Genomic DNA, 22668 nt, shown 5'->3' on the forward strand with positions numbered 1-22668 from the left:
TCAGAGCAGCGCGCGCGTGCCGGTGCGCGACGGCCATTGCTGCCACACGCCCTTCTCACCTTTCAGCAGCAGGCGGGTGCGGCTGAACGCGTTGATCGCCGCCATCGATGCGAACACGCGGTCGAGCAGCGCGCCGAGCAGGAACGCGCCCGATCCGGACAGCCGGCGATCCTCGAACAGCAGGGTGATGTCCGTGCCAGCGATGAACGCGATCCGCCCGCCGGCCGGCGCGCGCGCGGTCGCCGCGGCACTGGTCACCGAGACGAGCCGTTCGACCACGACCTGCCGTCCGGTGGTCGACAGATGATCATGCAGGCCGAGCAGTTCCTTGACCATGTCGAGCGCGAGGGCGGGGTCGGCGATGCTCATCTGGTTGAGCGACAAATGCGACACCAGCCGCCACAGCGTACCCTGGCCACGGCGCGGGCGGACGGTGGGGGTGGGCGCGGTGATGAGCGTCGCGCGATCGACCAGCGCGCCCGACTGCGTCAGGCTGAGCGTCGGACGGCCCCCGCCGAACGGCAGGCGCGCGGCCAGGTCGCGGTTGGTGCAGGTCAGGTCGATCGAGGCGACATGGTCGGCATCAGCCACCGACCGACCGGACGTGTCGACCGTGGCGAGGTAGACGTCGTCGCCACCGGCGGCATGCGTGCTTTCGCGCCGGGTCAGCTGCCAGTAGCGCAGTTCGGTCGTCTCGCGGTCGCGGCCGATCGCGAAGAAGGGGCGGTAGGCCTGTTCCGCGCCCGTCCGGTCGGCGACTGTCACGCGATCGACAGAATAGACCTCGGTCGTCGATTCGCGGCGGGCGTCGGCAACGATCCGGTGTTCGTAGCGACCGGGCACCAGCCGGACCGGTTCAGCCGCCTGTTCGAACAGATTGATGACCGGCGTTGCGAACAGGCGGAAATCATCCTTCGTCACCAGCCGTTCCAGCCCGGCGTCGAACCGGTCGAGATACAGGAAGATGTCGAGCGTCGATCCGCCGTCGCGCAGCGTCTTTGCCGAAAGCCCGGTAATGTCGAAGAACAGGAATTTTTCGGGGAAGGCGAAATATTCGGTCAGCAGCGTCTGGGCGGGGTCCGCCCCCGTCGCCTGCGGCAACAGGATCTCGTCGTCGGCGAACCCGACCGCGCGGATCGCGCCGCGGTCCAGGAAGACCGGCGCATCGTCCACCGCGCTGTCGGCCAGCGCGATCGAGATCGTCCCGCCGATCACCAGTTCGTACAGCATCTGTGCGGCGCGCGCGTCGCGGTGGATGTGGAACCGGACGCTGTCCAGGCCCAGCGTGGCGAACGTCATGTCCGGCGTGGTGCAGGCGAGCGTCAGCCGCAGCACGGCCGCCGCGGTCGGCGCACGCGGGTTGCGCGGCGCGACCAGCGGCAGGCCCGTGACACTCGCCGCCGTCAGCGCGATCGGCCACAGGTCGACCGGGTAGCCGGTACGGAACCGGACCGGTTCGCCGTCGACCGGTTCGGTCAGGATCTCCGTTCCCTTCGGCAAGACGCGGTGGCCCGTGGTGCCGGTACGCGGCGCCACTTCCATGATCGCGGTCGATGGAAACGGGCGCAGATAATGCGGGTGGAGGATGTCGAGCAGCGCGGTGGTGAGTTCGGGGAAGTCGTCGTCGAGCTTCATCCGGGTGCGCGCGTTCAGGAACGCGAACCCCTCGATCAGCCGCGCGACATGCGGATCGTCGACCGCGTCGGCCGAGATGCGCAGGCGACCGGCGATCTTGGGGTTCGCCTCCGCAAAGCCCTTCGCCATGTCGCGCATGAAGCGCAGTTCGCTGTTGTAGTAGGGCAGGATGTCGTCGAGCATCGGTCAGCCCCGCATCACGAGTTGCGCGCGGATCGGGTCGACATGGCTGTCGAAATGCAGCTCCTGCCGCTCGCCCGACAGCGTGACTGTGCCGCTGATCCGGAAGCGGAGCGTGCGGTCGAGCTCGTCCGGGTTGGGCAGGATCGCGACCTCGAACCGGGCGATCCGCGGTTCGAGGCGGCGGACCAGCCGCTCGACATCCTCGACGAACCGCTCGCGAAAATCGGTGGAGGACAGCGACTCGTTCGACAGATCGTCGAGCCCGTAGTTCAGCAGCGAATTGTCGAGCTGTTCCAGGTCGCGCGACCAGGACAGGATGTGCCGCCGACTGTTCAGCATCGCCTCCAGATCGCGGCGCAGATTGTCGCGCAGCCGGCCGACCGACAGCCGGTCGCCGTCGCCGCGATCGATCAGCCGTTCGAGCAGCGATCCGTTGGCCATGTCAGGCGGCGTCCAGTTCTGCGATTTCGTCCAGCGCGAGCGCGTCTTCGCCGGCCAGGAAGGTGCGCAGGCCGAGGCCGCGCGCGGTGTCGCCATCCTCGATCCAGTCGGTCGCGCGGCCGAGCCGGTGGTCGTCGCTTTGTTCGGCGGCCGACGCGTGATAGATGGCGGGCAGATAGACGACGCCGTTCGGGCCGCCGCGGACGTCCAGTTCCGCCTGCCGCCAGACGACGTCGCGCAACCGCTCGGGCCTGGCGATCTTCAGCGACACGATCGCGGTGAACGGGACCCAGACATAGTTGCCGGTACTGGTCAGGACCTCCAGCACCGTGGCGGTGCGATCATCGAGGTCGCGCAGGTCGGCGATGGGCCGTCCGTCGAGCGTGAACGGGACTTCGGGCGGGTCGGCGGTGTCCGGGGCGACGCCTGCGAGGCGGGCGACCGCGGCGGTGGTGGCGGCGTCCGGTTCGGTCACGAGATCGGGTGCGCGGCGCTGTTCGAACGTCTCGCGCCGCCAGGTCGCGGCGCGGATCAGCTGGCGGGTGAGCGCGGTCGGCAGCGCGATCGACGGATCGAGCGTGGAGGCGACGTCGGCATGATTGTCCGCGCGTTCATAGTCGCCGAGCACGATCAGCAGTTCGGCGAGGTCGAGCCGCGCGCGGGGATCGGCGGGCGCGGCCTTCACGCGCGCGAGCAGCGCGTCGCGGGCGTCGCCCAGCCGCCCCTCGCGGATCAGCGTGGCGGCGGGCGAGAGGGCGGGTCTGTCGGTCATGCGCCGCGAGGCTCCTGGATGATGGTGACCAGATGGAATTCGGAGATCGCCTGGTCGAGCTGGAAATGCGGTTTCAGCGCGACCTGACATTCATAGGCGCCGGGTTTGCCGGGAATGTCGCGCACCGCGATGCGCCCCTCCTGCAACGGATAGCGCGCCTTGGTTTCGAACGACAGGTCGTCGCCGGCGCTGGTGAACCCGTTGAGCCAGCGTTGCAGGCGGCGCTCGCATTCCTCGGCGGAATGGAACGAACCGATCCATTCGCGGCCGATGATCTTGATATAATGGGCGAAGCGCGAGACGCAGAGGATGTAGTTCAGCATCGCGCCGAGCTGTTCGTTCGTACGCGCCGCCTCGGTCGCATAGGTGCCGGTCGGCTTGTGAAGCGACGGCAGGTTGTGGACCGCGACATAGGGCGTGCCGCCGACCCGCCGGATGCAGATGAAACCGGCATCCGCCATTTCGCGGTCGAGCGTTTCGGAAACATGGACCTCCAGCGGGAAGCGCAGCGCCTTGCCCGGCGCGTCGGTCGCGAAATCGAGCACGGGCAGCGTGGCGACGACGCCCGCACCCAGATTGTCGCGCACCGTGCCGCGGATCGCCGCCAGCCAGCGATGATCGTTGAACGCGCGCAGGCAGATATGACCAAGTGCGAACGCGCCCGGCCCCCACAGGATGTTGCGCGGATCGGGATCGTAGCGGAAATCGCAGCGCCCCAGCGCCCGCCCTGCCCACGGCCCGCGCAGCCGGATGCGGGGTGCCACGACGCCGACGAACCGCGCGTCCTGGTTCTGCTGGAACGATTGCAGCCGCAGATATTCCGCCTGCCGGAAACCGGGGGCGAGCGACTGACGCAGGTCGAGGTCGCCGAGATCGTCGATGCCGAACATGGCCGGCGCGGCATCGAGGATGATCGGCGCGAAGGCGGCCGCCGCGACCTGCGACAGCAGCCGCAGCACCGCGACATCGTCGACCGGCGACCCGCGCGAGGGGCGGTGGCGGATGGCATAGAGGCCGAGCAGCATCGAGAACGGCACGCCGCCGGGCATGTCGAATTCCTGCGCGTAGATATGGTCGAAGAGCACGCTATGTTCGACATCGACCGCGCGTTCCAGGTCGCGCGCGACCTCCGGCCAGCGGGCGTCGAGCAGCCGGAGCCGCGCCATGCCGTCCGCGCCCAGTTCCTGCGTCAGCCAGGCGACACCGCGCCACGCCGCTTCCAACGCCGCGAAGCGCGGGTGCGCCAGGATGCGGTCGAGCTGTTCGGACAGCGCCGCGTCGATCGCCGCAACGGCGCGATCGACGCGGCGGCGGAGCGCCCGGATGTCGGCCGCTCCGTCCGATGACGCGATGCGCGGCGCGACGACATGGGGCGGGACGACGGTATCGATCATGATCCCGCTATCCCGCCCGGACGATCAGGACTTCTGCGGGATGCGGGCCACCAGCCGCAGCGATGCGGTCAGTTCCTCCATCTGCAGCCAGGGCCGCAGATAGGCGACCGCATTGTAGCTGCCCGGCGCGCCCGGCACCGCGGTCACCTCGACCCGGCCTTCGCGCAGCGGGAATTTCGCGCGGATTTCCTGCCCGCCGCCCTCGGCCGCGTTGACATAGTTCAGGATCCAGCGGTTCAGCCAGGTCGACACGTCGTCGATCTCCATGAACGAGCCGATCTTGTCGCGCGCCATGACCTTCAGATAATGGGCGAACCGGGAACTGGCCATGATGTAGGGCAGCCGCGCGGAGATCGCCGCATTCTCGGTCGCTTCGGGCCGATCGTACTTCTTCGGCTTCTGCGTAGTCTGCGCGCCGAAGAACACTGCATAGTCGGTGTTCTTGTAGTGCGACAGCGGCAGGAAGCCGAGGTCCGACAGTTCCTTCTCGCGACGCGAGGTGATCGCGATTTCGGTCGGGCACTGTTCGGACAGGTCGCCGTCGTCGGACACGAACTGGTGGGTCGGCAGGTCGGCCACCTTGCCGCCGCCCTCGGCGCCGCGGATCGCGGTGGTCCAGCCGGATTCGGAGAAGGCGGCCGTCATCTTCGTGCCCATCGCGTAGGCGGCGTTCATCCAGCAATAGTCGTCATGGCCCATCGCGCGCGGCGCGCCTTCGACGGAGACCGGCGCTTCCTCATAGTTGAATTCGTCGACGGACTTTGTTTCCGCCCCGAACGGCTGGCGGGCCAGCACGCGCGGCATGGTGAGCGTCACGAACCGCGCATCGTCGGTTTCGCGGAAGCTGCGCCACTTGGCATATTCCGTCGCCTGGAATTTTTCGGCGAGGTCGCGCGGCTTCGACAGTTCCTCGAAATTCTCGAACCCGAACATCTGCGGTCCGGCGGCCGAGATGAACGGCGCGAAGGCGGCGGCCGCGACGCTCGACACGTTGCGTAGCAGTTCGATATCCTCCTGCCCCGCGCCGAAATAATAGTCGCCGATCAGCGCGCTGTACGGTTCCCCGCCGGGCGTCCCGAACTCGTTCTCGTAGATCTTCTTGAACAGCGTGCTCTGGTCGAATTCGACCGCCTTTTCCAGATCGCGCGACAGGTCCTTCTTGCTGGCGTTGATGACGCGGATCTTGATGTCGCGGCCCGTCTCGCTGTTCATCACGAGATAGTGGAGGCCGCGCCAGCTGCCTTCGAGTGCCCGGAACTTCTCCGAATGCATGATCGCCGCGAGCTGCGTCGACAACTGCCGGTCGATCGCCTCGATCGCGGAACGCATCGTGACGGTCAGGTTCTTGGAGAAGCTGACCGTGCCGCCGAGCGCCTGGTCGGTCAGCGCGCGAAGCAGCGCCTCGACCTGATCGGGTTCGGTCTGGCGGGTGGCACCGATCGCCTGATCGAGCAGGCTCTTGCCGTCGTGCAGCGTCGTAGTGGTCGTCGGTGCGGCACCGGTCGCGCCGCCGAGCATGTTCTCATCGGCCATGGCTTATTCCTTATCCGACTTGGTCGCGCCCAGTTCGGCCCGCAGCGCGGCCAGCTGGTTTTCATCCTGCAGGATCGATTCGAGCAGCGTTTCGAGCTGTTCCGAACTGTCCGCCTTCGACATCAGGTCGCGCAGCCTGTTGCGCGTTTCCAGCAGCTTGCGGAGCGGTTCGACTTGGTTGACGACGCGACCGGGTTCGAAATCCTCGATCGATTCGAACTTCAGTTCGACCGGCAGGTGGCTGCCGTCGCCGCGCAGCGTGTTTTCGACGCGCAGCTTGAGCCCCGGCGACATGCGGCGCATGACCTGGTCGAAATTGTCGCGGTCGATCTGGATGAATTTGCGGTCCTTGAGCGGCTTCAGCGGCTCCGTCGGGTCGCCGGAGAAATCGCCCATCACGCCGACGACGAACGGCAGTTCCTTGACCTCTGCCGCGCCCTCGGTTTCCACGTCGTAGGTGATGTGGACGCGGGGCTTGCGTACCCGCTTCAGCTTGTCATGCACGCTTGCCATCGGTGTATCCCCTAGTACGAATCGGTGTCTTCACGGCTGCTCCGGATACCGGCGCGGAGCAGGAACATCGTCCGCTGTTCCGACGACGGCAACAGTTCGGCCATCAACATGTCGAGCGGCAGGTTGGCCCGTCGCACGACCTCCCGCAAGCTGGAACCGGTCAGCGACTGCGGTTCGTGGCGTTCGAAGAAAGCCGCGATGTCCAGCAGCGTCGCCAGCGCGGTGGCGCGGTCCCGCGCCGGGTCCGGACGGGCGGCGGCGGTTCCGGCGGGGGCGGGGGCGGCGCCGTCGGATGCGTCGATCGCGGGCGTGTCGGCGACCGCGCGGTGCGGTGCGTGGCCATGTTCGCGGAGCAGCGCCAGTGCGGTTTCCAGCGGTTGCGCGACCTGCGATCCGAACCGGCCGATGTCGGTCCGCATGTCGATCGCCGCCATCAGGCGGTCGAGTTCGGCCAGCGCCAGTTCCAGCGCGACCAGCTGTTCACCGACGAACGCGGGGGAGGCACGGGCGATATCCTCGCCGATCGCGGCGATCCCCTTGTTGCGGCGATCCACCAGCTGTTCGCGCATTTCCGGGTCGTCGTGGCGCACGGTGACAGCCTGCGCGATCTCCGCGGTCCACAGCGCGACCGGCGGATCGCCATGGTCGGACAGCGGCAGCAGCTTGATGGGTTGCAGCAGCAGTGCCGCATCGCCGCGCCCGAAGAGGCCGAACAGCGCGGCCAGCCGGGTTTCGACGCCGTCCTCGTCCTCCAGCGGATAGAGGCCCGCGTCCCAGTAAAGCTCGATCAGGTCCGCCAGCAGCGCCAGTCCGGCCGCCAGCCCGGCGAAACCGTCTGTTCTGAGCCACGCCTCGCACATCCAGGACGCGACCTGGAGGTCCTTTGCGACGCCGGCCAGCAGGGCATGGCCCGACTCGACGACCTCCTGCCAGTAATGCTGCCCGGCGCGGAGCGGATCGATCTCCGGGTCCGCGGCCGAAATGGCCTCGCGCTCCGCGCTCCGCGCCATCGCGCGCAGATCCTTCAGGCGGAGGTAAAGTTCGGATCCGGGGCCGCCGGCGCGCAGGTCGACACCGGCGGGGCCGGCGTCGAGAATCGTAGCGTCATCCAGCGGTGCCACCAGCGTGGCGATCGCGAAACGGTCATCCAACGCTGTCGCCCCCACGGAGTAGCCGTCCGGGACAGGGGCTATCCAGTCGGCCCGGCGCGGTCAAGCGGAGAGCGGCTAGGCAGCCGTTCGACGATCTGTTAGCCCGCAACGGTCGAGGGGCGCGGGGGGTCGGGCGGTTGCTGGAACTGGTCGGACGATATCGGATACAGGAACAGATCGGCGAAGGCGCGATGGCCGACGTCTATCGTGCCTATGATCCGCACATTTCGCGCCCGCTGGCGATCAAGGTCCTGAAACCCGAATATCGCCAGGACCGCGAATATGCGCTGCGCTTCCTGCGCGAGGCGCAGGCGGCGGGGGCGTTGTCGCACCCCGGCATCGTCACGATCTTCGACGTCGGCGAGATCGACGGATACCCGTTCATCGTGATGGAACTGCTCGATGGCGAGCCCCTGTCGGAGACGATGAAGCGCGAGGCGATGGCGCCGGCCGACATCATGAACATCGGGATCCAGCTGGCCGCGGCGCTCGATTATGCGCATGCGCAGGGCGTGGTCCACCGCGACGTGAAGCCGTCGAACATCATCCTGTCGCCCGACCGGCGGACCATCAAGCTGCTCGACTTCGGCATCGCGCGGGTGACCGAGGCCGACCCGCTGTTCGAACAGGAAAGCCTGAAGACGCAGATCGGGCAGATCGTCGGCACGCCGCGCTACATGAGCCCCGAACAGGCGCTGGGCCGCGACCTGGACGGGCGGAGCGACATCTTCTCGGTCGGCGTCGTGCTGTACGAACTGGCCGCGCGGCGACGGGCCTTCCCGGCGGCCAGCGCCGCGACGCTGACCGCGCAGATCGTCAACGCCGATCCGGAACCGCTGTCCGAAGTCGCCCCCGAAACACCGCGCGGGCTGCAGTTCATCATCCAGAAGGCCATGGCGCGGCAGCCGGCGATGCGGTTCGCGGACGGACGGCGGATGGCCGACGCGCTGCGCCTGGAACTGTCGGTCAGCAAGGCCGTGTCGGCAGAAGCCGTGGCGCGGCGCAGTTACCTGCCGCTGCACGTCCGGCTCACGCTGATCCTCGCGCTGCTGACCGCGGTGGTGCTGGCGGCTGCGGTGGGCACCGTGCTGCTGCGCCAGCGGCAGGCGATGGAGGAGGTGGCGCTGACCGCCGGGACCGCGGTGTCCGCCTTCGTCGCGAACAACGCGGCGCTGCGCGCGGTCGACAATGCGACATTGCCGACGCAGCTGCAGGACTGGGTGCCGGTCGAAACCTTCGTCAAGAGCGCGTCGACCGACCCCAATATCCGTCATATCATCGTCGTCGATGCGGGCGGCATCGTGCGCGCCGCGACGGACCGCGGGCTGACCGGCCGGCCGTACCGCGCGCCGACCGGCGGGGCGGTTGTCGGTCGCCGCGGCGACAGCGAAGTGACGTCGTCCGCCGACGATGGCGGTTTCCGGTTCGTACGGCCGATCCTCTATGCCGGGCGCAGTTTCGGCAAGGTCGACGTGGAGGTCAGCAAGGCGGAACTGGAATCCGCGCTGCGCCTGTCGATGTGGATGCTCGTGCTGCTGGCGCTGGTCACGCTGGGCGCGGTGGCGGGCGGCACGTTCGTGACCGCGCGGCTGCTGGCGCAACCGATCCGCCGGCTGCGGTCGGCGTTGCTGGAGGTGGCGCGCGGCAATCTCGACTTCCGCATCTCGCACCACCGCCGGGACGAGTTCGGCGAGCTTTTCGACGGCGTGAACATGGTGGCGCAATCGATGGAGGAGCGGCTGAATTCGGCAGAGGCGCTGCTGCTCGACGAGGTCGCGACGCCGGCTGCGGCCGCGGCTTCGCCGATGCCGCCGCGTGCCGTTCCGCCGGCGATTGCGGACGTGCCCGCGGTTGCGAGCGGGGACACGCCGGACGACGATCTTGCCGGGACCCGGATCGGGGTGGTTCCGCCGCCAAAGCCGGTGACCGAACCGGGTGTCGTGGAGCCTGTTGTCGCCAGGCCCGTCGTCGTTGAGGCCGCGCCGCTGCCGCCAGAGCCGAAGCCGGAAGACCGCGCGGCGCAGCCTGCCGCGCCGGACGATCGGGTTTCGCAGGCGTCGGTCGATCCGGTGCCGCGCGTATCGGACGAACCGGCCGGACCCGCCGCGCCGCAGGCGCCAGCCGCGCCAGCCGCTGCGGAGAGCGACTCCCTGCCGGATGATCCGGTCGCGCCCGTCGCACCGGCGCGCCCCTGGCCGCATGACGAGGACGAGGATCACACGCTGGTCGGTCCGGAACCGGGCTGGCGGTAACCGGCGCGGTTCCAGGTTCGCGGCTCGAACTGGCATATGATGCGCGCAGGCTGGATCACCGGCCTGCACGGGTGCGCGCATCTTTCGGTTGAAAGCAATCCGGCTCAGCGCGGGACGATAGAACCGGAGATGGCCGGGGTCGCGCCCCGATGATGCACCGGACGACATGGCCTTCGCGGTGCGCAGCACCGCGAAGTGTCCTGCACCGATCAGCGGCGACCCTGCACGGTGCTCTGGATGCGGCGGGCGCGGTCAAGGTCGGCGGCGATCGCGGCGTTGGCCGGATCGAGCGTGGTGGCGCGTTGCAGCAACTGGACCGCGCGGCCGATCGATCCCGCGTTCATCTGTTCCAGCCCCGCCCGGCGCAGGCGCGCGGCCCGGCCGGGATCGGCCCGCGGCCCCCGCGGAACGGGGATCGCGACCGCCGCGGGCGCACCCTGCGCCGCGCCCGATGTAACGCCGGCGCGCCGCGGCGGGCGGGGCGCGCGGCGTTCGCGCAACGGTGCCGGATCGCGCTGACGCCCCGGGATCATGATCGTCTGCCCGGGTTGCAGCGTGGATGGCACGGCGATGCCGTTATAGCGGGCGAGTGCGTAGAATTTGGACCCTGCACCCAGGAAGCGTGCGGCCAGCGTCGGAAACGTATCGCCCGGCCGGACGACATAGGCGAAGCTGTCCGTGCCGAAGAGTGCCTTGGGATCGCCGTCGATCTGCTCGAGCAGGTCGGCCGCGGCTCGGTTGGTCGGGTAATCGGATTGCAGGCGGCGGGCCTCGGCGCGCGCCTGATCTGCCTCGCCCCGGTTCATCAGGTCGTAGATGAGAGCCGTACGCTGACGCGCATTCAGATTGGGTGCGGTCTGCGGGGCGGCGGGGTTCGGCGCGGTGGCGAGCGGCGGCGGTTCGGGCAGCGGCGCGAGTTCCACCGCGTCCTTGTGCGAACAGGCGGACAGCAGCGCGAGAAGCGTCGCGATCGCAATCGGCCCGCCGCGGACGGACTTGCCAGCAGTCGTCGGTATCAAGCCCAAACGCATGTCGAATCCCATCCCCTCGCACCACAGCACGCCGGCCATCGCAAATCAGGCCTGCTTGCGCAATGCCATGCGCATGCAATGCCCCGCCCGGACAGATGGGCTTTGACTTCACCGGTGACCGCATGAATATTGTCACAGTTGCGATCTAGTCATGGTTCGACGCATGTCCGGCGGCAGAAGGTTGCTGCCGGTCGCGCCGGGATCGGAAAGGTTTACAGTATGGCGGATATCGATCCGGCAAAACCCAGGGCCGTGACGCTGCATATCGTGCGGCCGGGCGAGTCGCTGGCATCCATCGCGCAGGATCATGGCGTGACGTTGCCCGCGGTGCTGAACGCGAACCGGCAGATCACGCAGCCGAACCTGATCCGGCCGGGACAGACCGTGCACCTGCCGGCCGGCGCGCATGCCCATGGCCGTGCCAGCGGGGCGCACAGGCCGGCGGGCGCACCGGGGGCCACCCATGGCGGCCGTCCGGCACCCCACCACGCCGCCCCGTCCCCCAAACCGCGCGCCGCGGCCCCCGCGAACGGCCCGAGCCCCGCGCCCGGCGTTTCGGCGGCGGGTTTCGACTTTATCTACCACGGCGAACATGTCGACGGGATCAGCGAGCGGTTCCATTGGCCAAAGGGGGCCAGTGGCGTCACGCTGGGTTCCGGATACGACATGCGGTACCGCAAGCCGGACCAGATCGTCCGCGAGCTGACCGAGGTCGGGCTATCGACCGCGCAGGCGCAGGTGGCATCGCGCGCCGCCGGCCTGTCCGGCGAGGAAGCACGCACCTTCGTCGCCGAGAACCGCGATGCGGTCCACCTGACGGACCGGCAGGAGAAGGCGCTGCTCGTCCGGTCGCTGCGCCCCGTGGTGGAGACGGTGCGGCGCGAAGTGACCGTGCCGCTGACCCAGAACCAGCGCGATGCACTGACATCGCTGGTGTATAATATCGGTGAACCCCGGTTCCGGAACAGCGAGGTCCGCCGCCGGATCAACCAGCAGGATTATTCCGGCGCGGCCGAGGCGTTCCACATGTGGCGCAAGTCGGGCGGGTCGGTGTCGAAGGTCCTGGTCGAACGCCGCAGGCTGGAAGTCGCGCTGTTCAATCGTGCCGCGACCCCCGGTCCGCCCGCCACGCTGCCCACCGCCCCGGCGCGCGGTGGGGTGCCGTTGCGGCACATGAACGCGCCGGCCGGTGGCGCATCGGGCGGCAACCGCTTCGCCGATATCGTCCGGACGCGCGGCGATGCGTCGGCGCAGGCCGCGCTGGCCGCGGGCGAGCTGGTCATCGTCGGCCTGCGGACGCCCACCGCCTATGACTCCAACCGCGGTCGCGGGACGTATGACGATGCGATGGTGATCGTTCACCAGGTGGCGGGTTCGATCGATTCCGCCACATTCCGCTGCAACACCGAACCCAGTGCGCAATATGTGAACCATGCCGATCGATCGAAGCGCCCACCCGACGCGAACCGGGACGGGGTCGGCGATCTGGGCGTGCTGATGACCGGGCAGACGATCCATTATGTGATGGGGACGTTCCTGAAGGCGGCGGCACTGAAGATCGACCAGAGCCGCAGCTACCGGGTCGGGCGCGACACCAACCATGACAACCGGCATGGCGGCAACGATCCGGTGTCGATGGTGCCGGCGGCGGGCGGCATGCACATCCACATCGGCGGGGCAACCAACACCTGGTCGATGGGATGCCAGACATTGCCGCCGACCGAACATGCGCGGTTCTTCGCGACGCTCCGCAGATGGGCGCCGCAGCAACGGAGCTTCTACTATGTCCTGGTCGATGGTGCGGCCTGAGCGACCGGTGCGACGGTTGCGAGCCGCATTGTCCGTCCTGTTCGCCTGTGCGGCGGCGGCGGCGGCGGCGGCGGGGGCATGGGCGGGCGGCGCGCCCGCGGTCACGCCCACGCCGGTTCCGCTGGCACCGTGCAGGATCGGACAGCAACGGCTGACCGCGCTGACGCCGCTGGCGACCGTGCGGCGGGCGGTTGCGGGGGCGTTCCCGCGCGCCACGTTCGCGGACATGGCGGGTTCGGACCCCGACTATCGGCGGTTGCGCGTAACCGAGGGGGGCGCACCGTTGATGATCGTGAACTATCATGCGCGGAACCCGGCCCGTGCGGTGGCGTCGATCGAATTGCTGTCGCCACGGTTCGAACTGATGCCCGGCGTGCGGCCGGGCGTGCCGTTGTCCGTCGCGGCGCGGTCGCTGGGGCAGGTAACGCTGAGCTACAATCCCGAGATCGGGGTCGAAGCGATCGACGCGCCCGGGCTGCTGCCGACGCTGGCCAACTGGGAAGGCAAGGGCTGCGTGGTCAATCCGCGCATGGGGCCCGGCCGCCGGATCGGCCTGTACCCGGCCGGAACTTTCGAGACCCACCGCTACCGTCCCGGGGCGGTCATCAGCCAGATCGAGATCGGATTTTGATGCGCACCATGCCCCTGGTCCTGCTTCTGTGGCTTGCCGCATGCGGGCCGACCGATCCGGTCGTCGATGCGGCACCGGCCGCCGATACGGCGCCGGCGGCCGTGCCCGTCGCGCCGGCCGTGGATGCACCCGGCGCGCCCGCTGCGCCCGCTGCGCCGGCCGCGGCGATCGGAACAGCCGAGGCGGACACGGCAGACGCCCCGACCGCGGTCGAGGAACTGGCCGGTCGGTGGCGTGTGACCGGTGTGGAGGTGGCCGACGGCCCGGTTTCGGCGGTGGACGCCAACGACCCGACGCTGATGGGGGCCGTGTTGTCCGTCACGCCGGACCGGCTGGCATGGGAACCGCACAAGGGCGGATTCTTCAGCGACACATGCCCGGATCCGCAGATCGGACCGGACGCGAGCGTCGGATGCGGGGAGGGGCAGTTCGGCCCGCCCGACATGCGCCTGGTGCAGAATGGCGACCGGCTGCGGATCAACTGGTACGACGGCGCGATCCTGCTGCTGTCGCGGGTCAAACCCTGAGCCCAGCCGGGCGTCGGTATGTCGTGGCGAAAACGCGCGTTCATGTACCGGACGCAGCACCGGAGGCTGCGACAGGCACGATATGACGCGCCTAGCCCGGGCCCCCTGGTCCATGGCGGTCCGGCCGCGTCGTCGGCGTCGAACGGAATCGTGGCCCAACGGGTCTCGCTTCGAGAACGCCGTCACGTGGAGGGTGAGCGTAGGCGGACAGGGCGTGTGCAGTTCGGGCACGCTGCCGGCCCCGAAATCCAGGCCGGATCGCCACGACGTCGCCGCGGTGCTGCCGGAGCCGAGGTCGCACTGTCTTGCGCCTGCTTTGAAGGCAGGTTTTCTGGAAGGTAGAGAAGGATCCGAGATCCTGCCTATCGAGAGGGAGGCAAGCCTCCCATGCCGTCGCCCCACTTCGGCGCCTTGGGGTAGTCGGTTCTGGTAAAGGGACGATCGCTGAACAGATATCCGTAGTAGAACTGGCGTAGTCGGGAATGGAATTCGCGGATCCTGTCCTGATAGGCGAGCTGGGCCGAAAGATCGGTTTCCGCCATCCTGTGTAGCCGGGCTTGAAGACCGATGGCGGGGATGAACCAACCCAGCCGCTGGGTGAGACGATCCCGGTCGAGCAGGCCCTGTTGATAGGCACGCGCCGCGGGCGCGACGCTTTCGTCCGCGACCTCATGGAAAGCGAAATACCATTTGTCGTCGAACCCCTTGGGCGGCGATGCACCCGACCACCGCGGGTTCGTGCGATAGAAGGCGTTCAGCGTTTCCGCGCGCGGGATCTCCCATGCGGCATGCACCTTCTGCCGATGCGCGAGGGCCAGTTCGAGGCCCTGCCGGACCGGCACCGCGCTGTTGATCGCGAGATTGGCCAGCGTCGGGAGGATGAGCGTCAGGATCAGCCAGCCTGCGACGAGCGCGCCGGCATTCGCCGCCGACTTCCACCCGAGCCGTTCGACCAGCGTGGCCAGAGCCAGCCAGAACATCAGGTACAGCAATGCCAGCAGCGAAACGGCGACGATCTGCCCGGGCGGCACGCGCGACACCAGCGCCCCGACGAGGAAGGGCGGCAAGATCATGGCGTACAGGAGGAGGCCCCGAACGGCGCGACGACGAAACCAGAGCAGCCCCGCGTTGCGCGACATCGCCTGGAGTGCCGCGCTTCGTCCCGCCTCGTCCTCGCGCGCGCGCAGGTCGTGGAGCAGCACGATGACGAACATGGGCAGGAGGTAGGTCAGGACGAACGCGAAATCGAACCGCCCGGGTAGCGCAAGTTCCGGATTGAATGTCTCGCCGTCGTAAAGCTGCGCTTCGAGGCCCAAGGCGCGGACGCGCAGGATGTACGGGGCGATATCGCGCTGGCCCAATGCGGCGAAGGCGAGTGGGTTGGGCGCGTTCCAGGTTGCGTGATATGTGCTGTACGGCGCGTCGCCCGGATTGTCGCCGTCGGCAAGCGCCGCGACATCGGCCGCCTGCACCGGTTGTATGCGCGCGATGACGGCGCGTTGCCGTGCGGTCTCGGCCAGCCCTGCGACGACGCTTGCCGTGGCGAGCGCAAGCAGCAGGAGCAGCGCCGGGATGGCAGCCCGTTCCCGCAGGAAAAGGCGCAGTTCATGTTTCCAGATCATCGGCCGTTCCCCATGCGACGCCCGGCGAACAGGAGGCATGCGCCGATCGCCAGCAGCCAGCCAACCAGATAGCCGAGGGCCGGGCCGGCGCCCTTCGCCCTCGTCTCGATCCCCGAGGGGCGCGGATGGAAGGTCGGCATCGATCGCCAGTGATCCTGCGATACGCGGCTGAGCGTCTCGGTTGCCGGATCGTCGCCTTTCGCATCATTCTCCGCCGTGACGTCCGTCGCCTCCAGCATGTTGAGCCGCTGGACGAGGTCGTAGCGAAACGCTTCCGCCTGACCCAGGAAGCGTCGGTGGGCCGCGCGGTCGGTATCGGCGAGCGCCATCGACGCCTGACGGATCGCCGCCGTCGGGCTGACCAGCGCGAAGCGGTTCATGATGTCGCTTTGCCGTGCCTCCTGCGCGAAAAGCTGATCGGCATAGCGGGCGAAGAGTTCGGCGCTGAGACGCTCGCCCTCCACCGCCAACAGTCCGGCGTAGTTGACGGGCAGGTCTTCGACGCGGGCCACGTTGTATTTCTTCAGCACGGCGGTTCTGAAGGCGGCGAAGTGCGGGTCGTTCGGATCGTGGCTGTCGCCGATCGCGCGATAGTCCCGGGTTACGGCGACTTCGCTCTCCAGCCGGGTGGGCAGACTTTGCACCGCGCCGGCGATGTCCGGTGCCATGCGGGGGACGAGGATCGCGGTGGTGAGCCATGCCCCCACCAGCAGGATGAGCGCCGACCGGGCCTGTCGCATGATGGCAGACGCCAGGATGACGCCGCCGACCCAGATCGCCAGATACAGCGTATAACTGGCAAGGAGGAGCGTGGCCGCGGGGAGGGATGCACCGTGGACGACGACCATCCAGGCCAATGCCGCCCCCGCCGGCACGAGGATCAGGCCTCCGATCGCACCAAGCGCGATCGCCTTGCCGGTCAGCAACGCCGCGATGGTCATGCCGTGGGCGCGCAGCTGCACCAAGGTTCCGCCATCACGCTCCCGCGCCACTGCGCCGAAGCCGAGGAAAATGAGGATCAGCGGCGCGAGGATCTGGAGAACGAAGGCCGGGGTCAGCTGTCCGAACCGGACGAGCAGCGACGATTGCCGGACATCCCCGAAGTTCGCGCTGTTCTGCCGATGACCTTCGAGAAAGATCGCGGTGCCGGTGAAGGGATCGACGCCGGGATCGAACGCGGCCAGCGGTTCGACGGGCTTGAACGCGAACTGGCCGAAATGCACCATGCGGTGCGGATGCCGGCTGGGCTGCGCTGCGAAAGCCGCATCTGCTTCCTGCTGGAAGTGCGCCCGCAGCGCGGCAGTCTCCGCCTGTTGGGCGACCGAGGTGACGGCGGCGATCGTCGACAGGAGGAGGACCAGCGCCAACGCGATCACGGCCACCCGATTGCGGCGCATGAGCCGCCATTTCTCCCGCGCGATCAGAATGAGCGGCGTCATGCGGCCAGGACCCGCTTGCCGTAACGGGCGTGCAGTTCGCGCAGATCGAAGCGGTCCGGTCCACTGGCGACGGCCTCGTCCGCGATCCGACCGCTTTCGAGAAAGCCGATGCGGTCGGCGCAGTCCACCACGCCAAGCAGGTCGTGCGTGACCATCACGATCGCCGCACCCGCGTTTCGCAACCGGAGGAGCAGTGCATTGAAATCCGAACTGGCACTGGGGTCCAGGCCGGAGGTCGGCTCGTCGAGCAGGAACACCGGCACTTCGCGCAGGATGGCCAGCGCGATGGCAACCTTCTGCCGCATCCCTTTGGAAAATCCGACGAGGCGGCGCTCATGCGCCTCTGCCTGAAGGCCGCTGGAGTTCAGCGCAGCCATGACGGCATCAGGCGACCGGCGCTGCCCGGCGACGGCGAGAAAATAGGCGATGTTCTCGACGGCCGTCAGATGTTCGTACAACGCCACGTTTTCAGGCAGATAGGCGATGTGGCCGCGCACGCGATAACCGTCCCGCGCAGGATCGTCGCCGCACACCCGGACGGCGCCGCCGGCGTAGGGCAGGAAGCCGAGGATCGTCGCGATCGCCGTGGACTTGCCGGCGCCGTTGCCGCCGAGCAGGGCGTAGATCTCGCCCCGCCCGACCGAGAATGTCAGGGAGTCGAGGATAATGCGTTCGCCGCGGCGGACACGGACGTCGCGCAGGTGAACGGCTGGCGTTGCCTGGTCGATGGGGACGGATGCGCTTTTCATGGCGCCCTGCTCGCGGATCTTCGACGGGGAGTCAATGATATGTGATATCATAAACCTTGACCGTGTTTCTTGTCTGGGGTTTAGAGGGCGGACGTGTGGCGGGAGAGCGCCACGACGCGGGGGGCATCAGATGAAGTCGTTGTTGATCGGGGCGAGTCTCGCCCCGTTATGTGTGTCCTTGCCGGCGTGGGGACAGTCGACACCGCCCTCGGCCATCGCGCCGCAAGAACAGGCGGAAGGCGAAATCCTGGTCACCGGTTCGCGCATCAGGCGCAATGTTCTGGACGAGCCAACACCGGTCACGACCGTAAATCAGACGGCGATCGACCGGTCCGGCCTTACTTCTATTGCCGATGTGTTGCAGCGGCTGTCCAGTTCGGCAGGCGGGATAAACACCAAGTTCAACCTGAGCAGCAATTCGGGCAATCCGCCGGACGGTGGTGGCATCAGCGCCGGGTCGGCCGAGATCGACCTGCGTTATCTGAGTGCGAAGCGCACGCTCGTGCTGGTGGATGGCATCCGTTACGTGAACGGGACGGCCGGCTACGGCATCCCTGCCTCGGTGGATCTCAACACGATCCCGATCGGCATGATCGACCGTGTCGAGATGCTGCAATCCGCCGCGACGCCGCAATATGGGTCGGACGCGATTGCGGGCGTGGTCAACATCATCACCAAGGCGAAGCAGCGCGGCCTCCAGGCGTCGGCGCAGGTCGGCAGCTTTCGCCAGGGCGACGGCGTCACGCAGGACTATGAATTCAGCTATGGTACGGGTGGTTCGACCACCGACGTCGTTTTCGGCGGCAGCTATGTGAAGCAGGATTCCGTTCGCGCGTCGGACCGGGCCATTTCGCGCTTCGCCGTGCCCTATGGAACGAGCTGTGCCGCGGGTGGCTGCGACCCGGACTCCGGCCTCGGCCACTTCGTCGTCAACGATTTCGGCAATCCCGCCAACGCGGCCGGATTGGACCTGACGCTCAAGCAACCCGTGCTGACGGGCAGGACCCGGTTCGATCCCGCAAATCCCACCGGCCCGAACAGCGATTTCAAGACGCAGACACCGGCCGACCATCTGAACATCAAGCCGTACAACTATGTGCTGACCCCGTCCGAGCGGTACAGCGGCTGGCTGAGCGTGCGGCAGGAGATCGGTTCCGGTACGACGTTGCGTGCGCGCGCCGCCTATACGCACCGAAGCTCGGTCAATCAGGCGGGGCCGATCACGCTGGGCGTGGGGCCGGGTGCGCGCAACGGCAACCTGCTCGATACGATCAACGTCGATGCGACCAACGCCTTCAACCCGTTCGGCGTCACGCTGGACGCGGGCGCCGATGGTCGTCCGTCGAACTACCAGTATGTCGCGCGTCGACTGGTGGAAACGAACGGGCGGCGCCACAGCCAGACGGTGGACACGATGTCGCTCGCCGCGACGCTGAACGGCAGCTTCAACCTTGGAAGCCGTCGATTCTACTGGGATGCGAACGCCTCGATCGGGCTGAACGATGCCGATCACGAACTGGCCGGCAACGTCAACGGTCTGCGGGCCCAGCAGGCGCTTGGGCCGGCGGCGGGGTGCACCGGCGCGTGCGTGCCGCTGAACCTGTTCGGTGGTCCGGGTTCGATCACGCCGGCCATGCTGGACTATGTGACCTTCACGCAGCGCGACAGCAGCAGTCAGGAATTGTACGACTATACCACCAACCTGTCCGGCGAGCTGTTCGATCTTCCGGCCGGTGCCGTCGGTATCGCCGTCGGCTACGAGCACCGGCTTCAGCGCGGATCGTTCAACTCGGATCCGATCGTCGCGGCGGGCTATGCCGCGGACATCCCCGCCAAATCCTATGCCGGCCGGTTCGACGTGGACGAGGTTTACGGCGAGGTTCGCGTCCCGCTGTTCCGCGACGTGCCGGCGATCCACTCGCTGGAAGTGAACGGCGCGGTCCGCCATTCCTCCTATTCGACCTTTGGATCCAACACGAGTTTCAGCGGCGGCGCGATCTGGAAACCGATCCCCGACCTGTTGCTGCGCGGCTCCTACGCCGAAAGCCTGCGGGCGCCGAGCATCGGCGAACTGAACGGATCGGCATCGGTGTTCGCCGCGATCTTCAGCGATCCGTGCAGCGACCTGAACGGCAGGGCAGGCCGGCCGGCGGCATCGGAGACGGTGCGCCGCAACTGCGTCGCCAATGGCGTCCCCGCGAACGGCAGCTATATCGAAACCGCTACCGCCATTCCGGTCGTCACCGGTGGCAATATGGACCTGCAACCCGAACAGTCGCGGACATTGCTGTTCGGCGGTGCGTACAGTCCGGACTGGGCCCGCCGTGGGGGGTGGGCCAGCGCACTGACGCTTGAAGCCAACTATTACGATATCAAGCTCGATAACGCGATCGCCTCCGTGGGCGCCGACTTCCTGCTCGGACGCTGTGCCGAGACCGGCGATGTGCAGTCCTGCGGTGCGACGACGCGCATCCCGAGCGGCCGCATCACCCAGATTAACGCGCGACTGGTGAACATCGGCGGGATCCGCACCCGCGGCCTGGACGTCAATCTCGCCTACCGGTCACCGCAGACCGGCATCGGCAGCTTCGGTCTGGGCGTACAATCCACCTTCCTGTTCGAATATGCGGAGCAGTTGCCGATCTCCGGCGGGCTGGCCAGCGTCGATCGGGTGGGTACGGAACGTGGTTCGCCCGATCAGGCCTATCCGCGGCGCAAGGTCAACGGAACGCTGGACTGGCGACTGGGCGCCGTCGGAGCCTCCGTCACGGGGCGGTACATTTCGGGCGTAACCGAAACCGCCAACGACAACCGGCTGGCCGCGCGGTTCTACGGCGACGTGCAGCTTTCCTATGCGCTGCCGTTTCTCGATCGGCGGCCCGTCCTGACGGTCGGCGTCAACAACCTGTTCGACCAGGACCCGCCGGCCTGCTTCAGCTGCACGCTGAATTCGTTCGATCCGACGACCTATGATCTGCCCGGCCAGTTCGGCTATGTGCGCGTGTCGTTCCGGATATGACGCATTCCCTGCGATCCTCGCGATCGGCCATCGGGCATTGGAGCGCCGCGACGATCGGCGTTGCGGCCCTGGCACTGGCTTCGTCGCCGGCCCGGGCACAGCGGGCGAACGACAATGCGGTGACCGCGGCCGAAGACGCCTTCGGAAGTTCCATCGGCAACGAGACGATCGGGCTGTACAGCAGCGGCAGCGTGCGGGGCTTTTCGCCGGTGACCGCAGGCAATGTGCGCGTCGGGGACATGTACTTCGATCGTCAGGCCAGCCTGAACAATCGACTGGTGGACAGTTCGACCATAAGGGTTGGCCTGACGGCGCAGGGCTATCTGCTTCCCGCGCCGACCGGGATCGTTGATTATCGCCTGCGCGGGGTCGGCGACCGCGGCCTTCTCAGCGTGGTGGCCGGCAGTTTCGACTATGGCGGGCCGTCCATCGAAGTGGATGCGCAACTGCCGCTCCTGGGTTCCAGGCTCGGTGTCGCGTTCGGCGGATCGCACGCGCATGAGGAATATTATGACGGTTCGGACGCGCATTATACGCGGTTGGCCGTAATCCCGCGCTGGCGGCCGACCGACCGGATCGAGATCGTTCCATTCTGGTCGGCGACCTATGGCCGCGACGAGGAGGTGGCGCCCACGATCGTTTCGGCGGGTGCCTTCCTTCCGCCACAGGTGAGACGGCGGCACTATTTCGGGCAGAAATGGGCGTCGCGCGACAGCAGCGATACCAACGCCGGCCTGATCAGCAAGGCGCGGATCGGATCGGCCTGGTCGTTGGCCGGCGGGATCTTCCGGTCGGTGTCCGCGACCAACCGCAATTTCGCCGAGCTGTTCGTCGATACCAGCCAGGACGGCAGCACACGCGAACTGGTGATTGCGGATCCCGGCCAGCGTTACGCCTCCACCAGCGGGGAGATGCGTGTCAGCCGCAGCTTCGTCGATGGCCCCCGGCTTCATACGGTGCACGCGACGGTGCGGGCGCGACAGGTGGACAGCCTCTATGGGGGCGACGCACCCACGCTCGACCTGGGACCGCGGCGGCTCGGCTTCGCCGTTCCGGTGGCGCAGCCTGCGGCATTCGCATTCGACGCGCGGACGCGCGACCGGGTTCGTCAGACGACGTTCGGCCTCGCCTATCAAGGCAAGTGGCAACGGGTCGGCGAACTCAGTCTGGGGGTACAGCAGACCAACTACAGCAAGGTCACCGATCTGCCGGGCACCGAACCTTCGGCGACCGCCCGCGATCGTCCCATTCTCTTCAACGCGGCGGTGGCCGGCCATGTCAGCGAACGGCTGGCCGTCTATGCAAGCTATACGCGCGGGCTGGAAGAGAGCGGTCTGGCGCCGACCAACGCGGCCAATCGGAACCAGGCGCTGCCGGCGATCCGCACGCGCCAGGCCGACGCCGGCGTTCGGTGGGCGCTCAATGCGCGCATGAAGCTCGTGATCGGCGTCTTTGACGTGCGGAAACCCTATTTCAATACGGACGAAGCCAATCGCTACGTGGTCCTCGGCGACGTCAGGCATCGCGGAATGGAGGCGAGCATCGCCGGAAACCCGATCGATGCGGTCAGCCTGGTCGGCGGTGCCGTGCTGATGCAGCCGCGGGTGACGGGCACCGCCGTGGATCTCGGCCGGGTGGGCAAGCGCCCGCTCAATCAACCGGCACGAACGCTGCGCGCGAACGCCGAGTATCGTCCGCGCTTTCTTCCCGGTTTCTCGGTGGACTTCGCCGTCGCGAACATCAGCGCACGCGCCGCGTCCCGGGACAATATCGTATCCGTGCCTGCCTATACGCTGATGGACATCGGTGCCCGCTACCGCTTCCGGATGAAGCAGGCGCCCGCCATGTTCCGCCTTCAGGTGACGAATGTCGGCGATACCTATGTCTGGAACATCGTGGGGAGTGACAGCTACGCCCTGTCGAACAAGCGGCGGCTGACGGCCTATCTCGCGCTGGATATCTGATCG

General features: G+C 67.7%; 17 protein-coding genes. 6 read left to right on the forward strand and 11 right to left on the reverse strand.

Going from position 1 to position 22668, the window contains the following annotated elements; all coding sequences use genetic code 11:
- The 7 genes from tssF to tssA are packed head-to-tail and all read right to left on the reverse strand — an operon-like array spanning position 1 to position 7622.
- Complete coding sequence (gene tssF / locus BKY59_RS09180) at positions 1-1818, reverse strand: type VI secretion system baseplate subunit TssF (protein WP_076070859.1); 1818 nt, start codon at positions 1816-1818, stop codon at positions 1-3.
- 3 nt (positions 1819-1821) lie between these two features.
- Complete coding sequence (gene tssE / locus BKY59_RS09185) at positions 1822-2259, reverse strand: type VI secretion system baseplate subunit TssE (protein WP_076070861.1); 438 nt, start codon at positions 2257-2259, stop codon at positions 1822-1824.
- A 1-nt stretch (position 2260) separates the two neighbouring features.
- On the reverse strand, positions 2261-3031 hold the full coding sequence (locus BKY59_RS09190) for a type VI secretion system accessory protein TagJ (RefSeq protein WP_076070862.1): 771 nt from the start codon (positions 3029-3031) through the stop codon (positions 2261-2263).
- On the reverse strand, positions 3028-4425 hold the full coding sequence (gene tssC / locus BKY59_RS09195) for a type VI secretion system contractile sheath large subunit (protein WP_076070864.1): 1398 nt from the start codon (positions 4423-4425) through the stop codon (positions 3028-3030). The genes BKY59_RS09190 and tssC (BKY59_RS09195) overlap by 4 nt, the downstream gene beginning before the upstream one ends.
- 24 nt (positions 4426-4449) lie before the next feature.
- Complete coding sequence (gene tssC, locus BKY59_RS09200; RefSeq protein ID WP_083672015.1) at positions 4450-5958, reverse strand: type VI secretion system contractile sheath large subunit; 1509 nt, start codon at positions 5956-5958, stop codon at positions 4450-4452.
- A 3-nt stretch (positions 5959-5961) separates the two neighbouring features.
- Positions 5962-6471, reverse strand: coding sequence for a type VI secretion system contractile sheath small subunit (gene tssB, locus BKY59_RS09205; RefSeq protein ID WP_076070866.1), 510 nt, complete (start codon positions 6469-6471; stop codon positions 5962-5964).
- A gap of 11 nt (positions 6472-6482) precedes the next feature.
- A complete protein-coding gene (tssA, locus tag BKY59_RS09210; protein WP_165374822.1) occupies positions 6483-7622 on the reverse strand; it encodes a type VI secretion system protein TssA in 1140 nt (379 codons plus the stop codon).
- On the opposite strand from tssA, the gene BKY59_RS09215 reads away from it, so the two are divergent.
- Positions 7586-9874, forward strand: coding sequence for a protein kinase domain-containing protein (locus BKY59_RS09215; RefSeq protein WP_276205500.1), 2289 nt, complete (start codon positions 7586-7588; stop codon positions 9872-9874). The two genes, tssA and BKY59_RS09215, sit on opposite strands and share 37 nt — an antisense overlap.
- A gap of 209 nt (positions 9875-10083) precedes the next feature.
- Here the strand turns inward: BKY59_RS09215 and BKY59_RS09220 are convergent, their stop codons facing one another.
- Positions 10084-10905, reverse strand: coding sequence for a LysM peptidoglycan-binding domain-containing protein (locus tag BKY59_RS09220; RefSeq protein WP_165374823.1), 822 nt, complete (start codon positions 10903-10905; stop codon positions 10084-10086).
- A 219-nt stretch (positions 10906-11124) separates the two neighbouring features.
- Here BKY59_RS09220 and BKY59_RS09225 point away from each other — a divergent pair, with 219 nt between their 5' ends.
- Genes BKY59_RS09225 through BKY59_RS09235 form a run of 3 tightly spaced genes read left to right on the forward strand, consistent with a single transcriptional unit; the run spans position 11125 to position 13872 of the window.
- Positions 11125-12714 (forward strand): glycoside hydrolase family protein, encoded by a 1590-nt coding sequence (locus BKY59_RS09225; protein WP_076070873.1) that lies wholly within the window; start codon positions 11125-11127, stop codon positions 12712-12714.
- Positions 12701-13345: a hypothetical protein gene (locus BKY59_RS09230; protein ID WP_165374824.1), complete on the forward strand. Its 645-nt coding sequence runs from the start codon at positions 12701-12703 to the stop codon at positions 13343-13345. Before BKY59_RS09225 ends, BKY59_RS09230 begins: the two co-directional genes overlap by 14 nt.
- Positions 13345-13872, forward strand: coding sequence for a hypothetical protein (locus BKY59_RS09235; RefSeq protein ID WP_076070876.1), 528 nt, complete (start codon positions 13345-13347; stop codon positions 13870-13872). The genes BKY59_RS09230 and BKY59_RS09235 overlap by 1 nt, the downstream gene beginning before the upstream one ends.
- A 362-nt stretch (positions 13873-14234) precedes the next feature.
- On the opposite strand, the gene BKY59_RS09240 is transcribed toward BKY59_RS09235, so the two are convergent.
- Genes BKY59_RS09240 through BKY59_RS09250 form a run of 3 tightly spaced genes read right to left on the reverse strand, consistent with a single transcriptional unit; the run spans position 14235 to position 17682 of the window.
- On the reverse strand, positions 14235-15494 hold the full coding sequence (locus BKY59_RS09240; RefSeq protein ID WP_076070879.1) for a DUF3526 domain-containing protein: 1260 nt from the start codon (positions 15492-15494) through the stop codon (positions 14235-14237).
- On the reverse strand, positions 15491-16933 hold the full coding sequence (locus tag BKY59_RS09245) for an ABC transporter permease (protein WP_076070881.1): 1443 nt from the start codon (positions 16931-16933) through the stop codon (positions 15491-15493). Before BKY59_RS09245 ends, BKY59_RS09240 begins: the two co-directional genes overlap by 4 nt.
- The gene (locus BKY59_RS09250; protein WP_076070882.1) at positions 16930-17682 is read right to left on the reverse strand and encodes an ABC transporter ATP-binding protein; all 753 of its coding nucleotides are present in this window, start codon (positions 17680-17682) and stop codon (positions 16930-16932) included. Before BKY59_RS09250 ends, BKY59_RS09245 begins: the two co-directional genes overlap by 4 nt.
- Positions 17683-17812: 130 nt before the next feature.
- Here BKY59_RS09250 and BKY59_RS09255 point away from each other — a divergent pair, with 130 nt between their 5' ends.
- Both BKY59_RS09255 and BKY59_RS09260 read left to right on the forward strand, forming a co-directional pair.
- A complete protein-coding gene (locus BKY59_RS09255) occupies positions 17813-20701 on the forward strand; it encodes a TonB-dependent receptor domain-containing protein (protein WP_076070884.1) in 2889 nt (962 codons plus the stop codon).
- The gene (locus BKY59_RS09260) at positions 20698-22665 is read left to right on the forward strand and encodes a TonB-dependent receptor domain-containing protein (RefSeq protein ID WP_083672018.1); all 1968 of its coding nucleotides are present in this window, start codon (positions 20698-20700) and stop codon (positions 22663-22665) included. The genes BKY59_RS09255 and BKY59_RS09260 overlap by 4 nt, the downstream gene beginning before the upstream one ends.
- The last annotated feature ends 3 nt before the right edge of the window (positions 22666-22668 follow it).

Origin of the sequence: Sphingomonas montana (assembly GCF_001956315.1) — a bacterium.
Classification (GTDB): domain Bacteria; phylum Pseudomonadota; class Alphaproteobacteria; order Sphingomonadales; family Sphingomonadaceae; genus Sphingomonas_R; species Sphingomonas_R montana.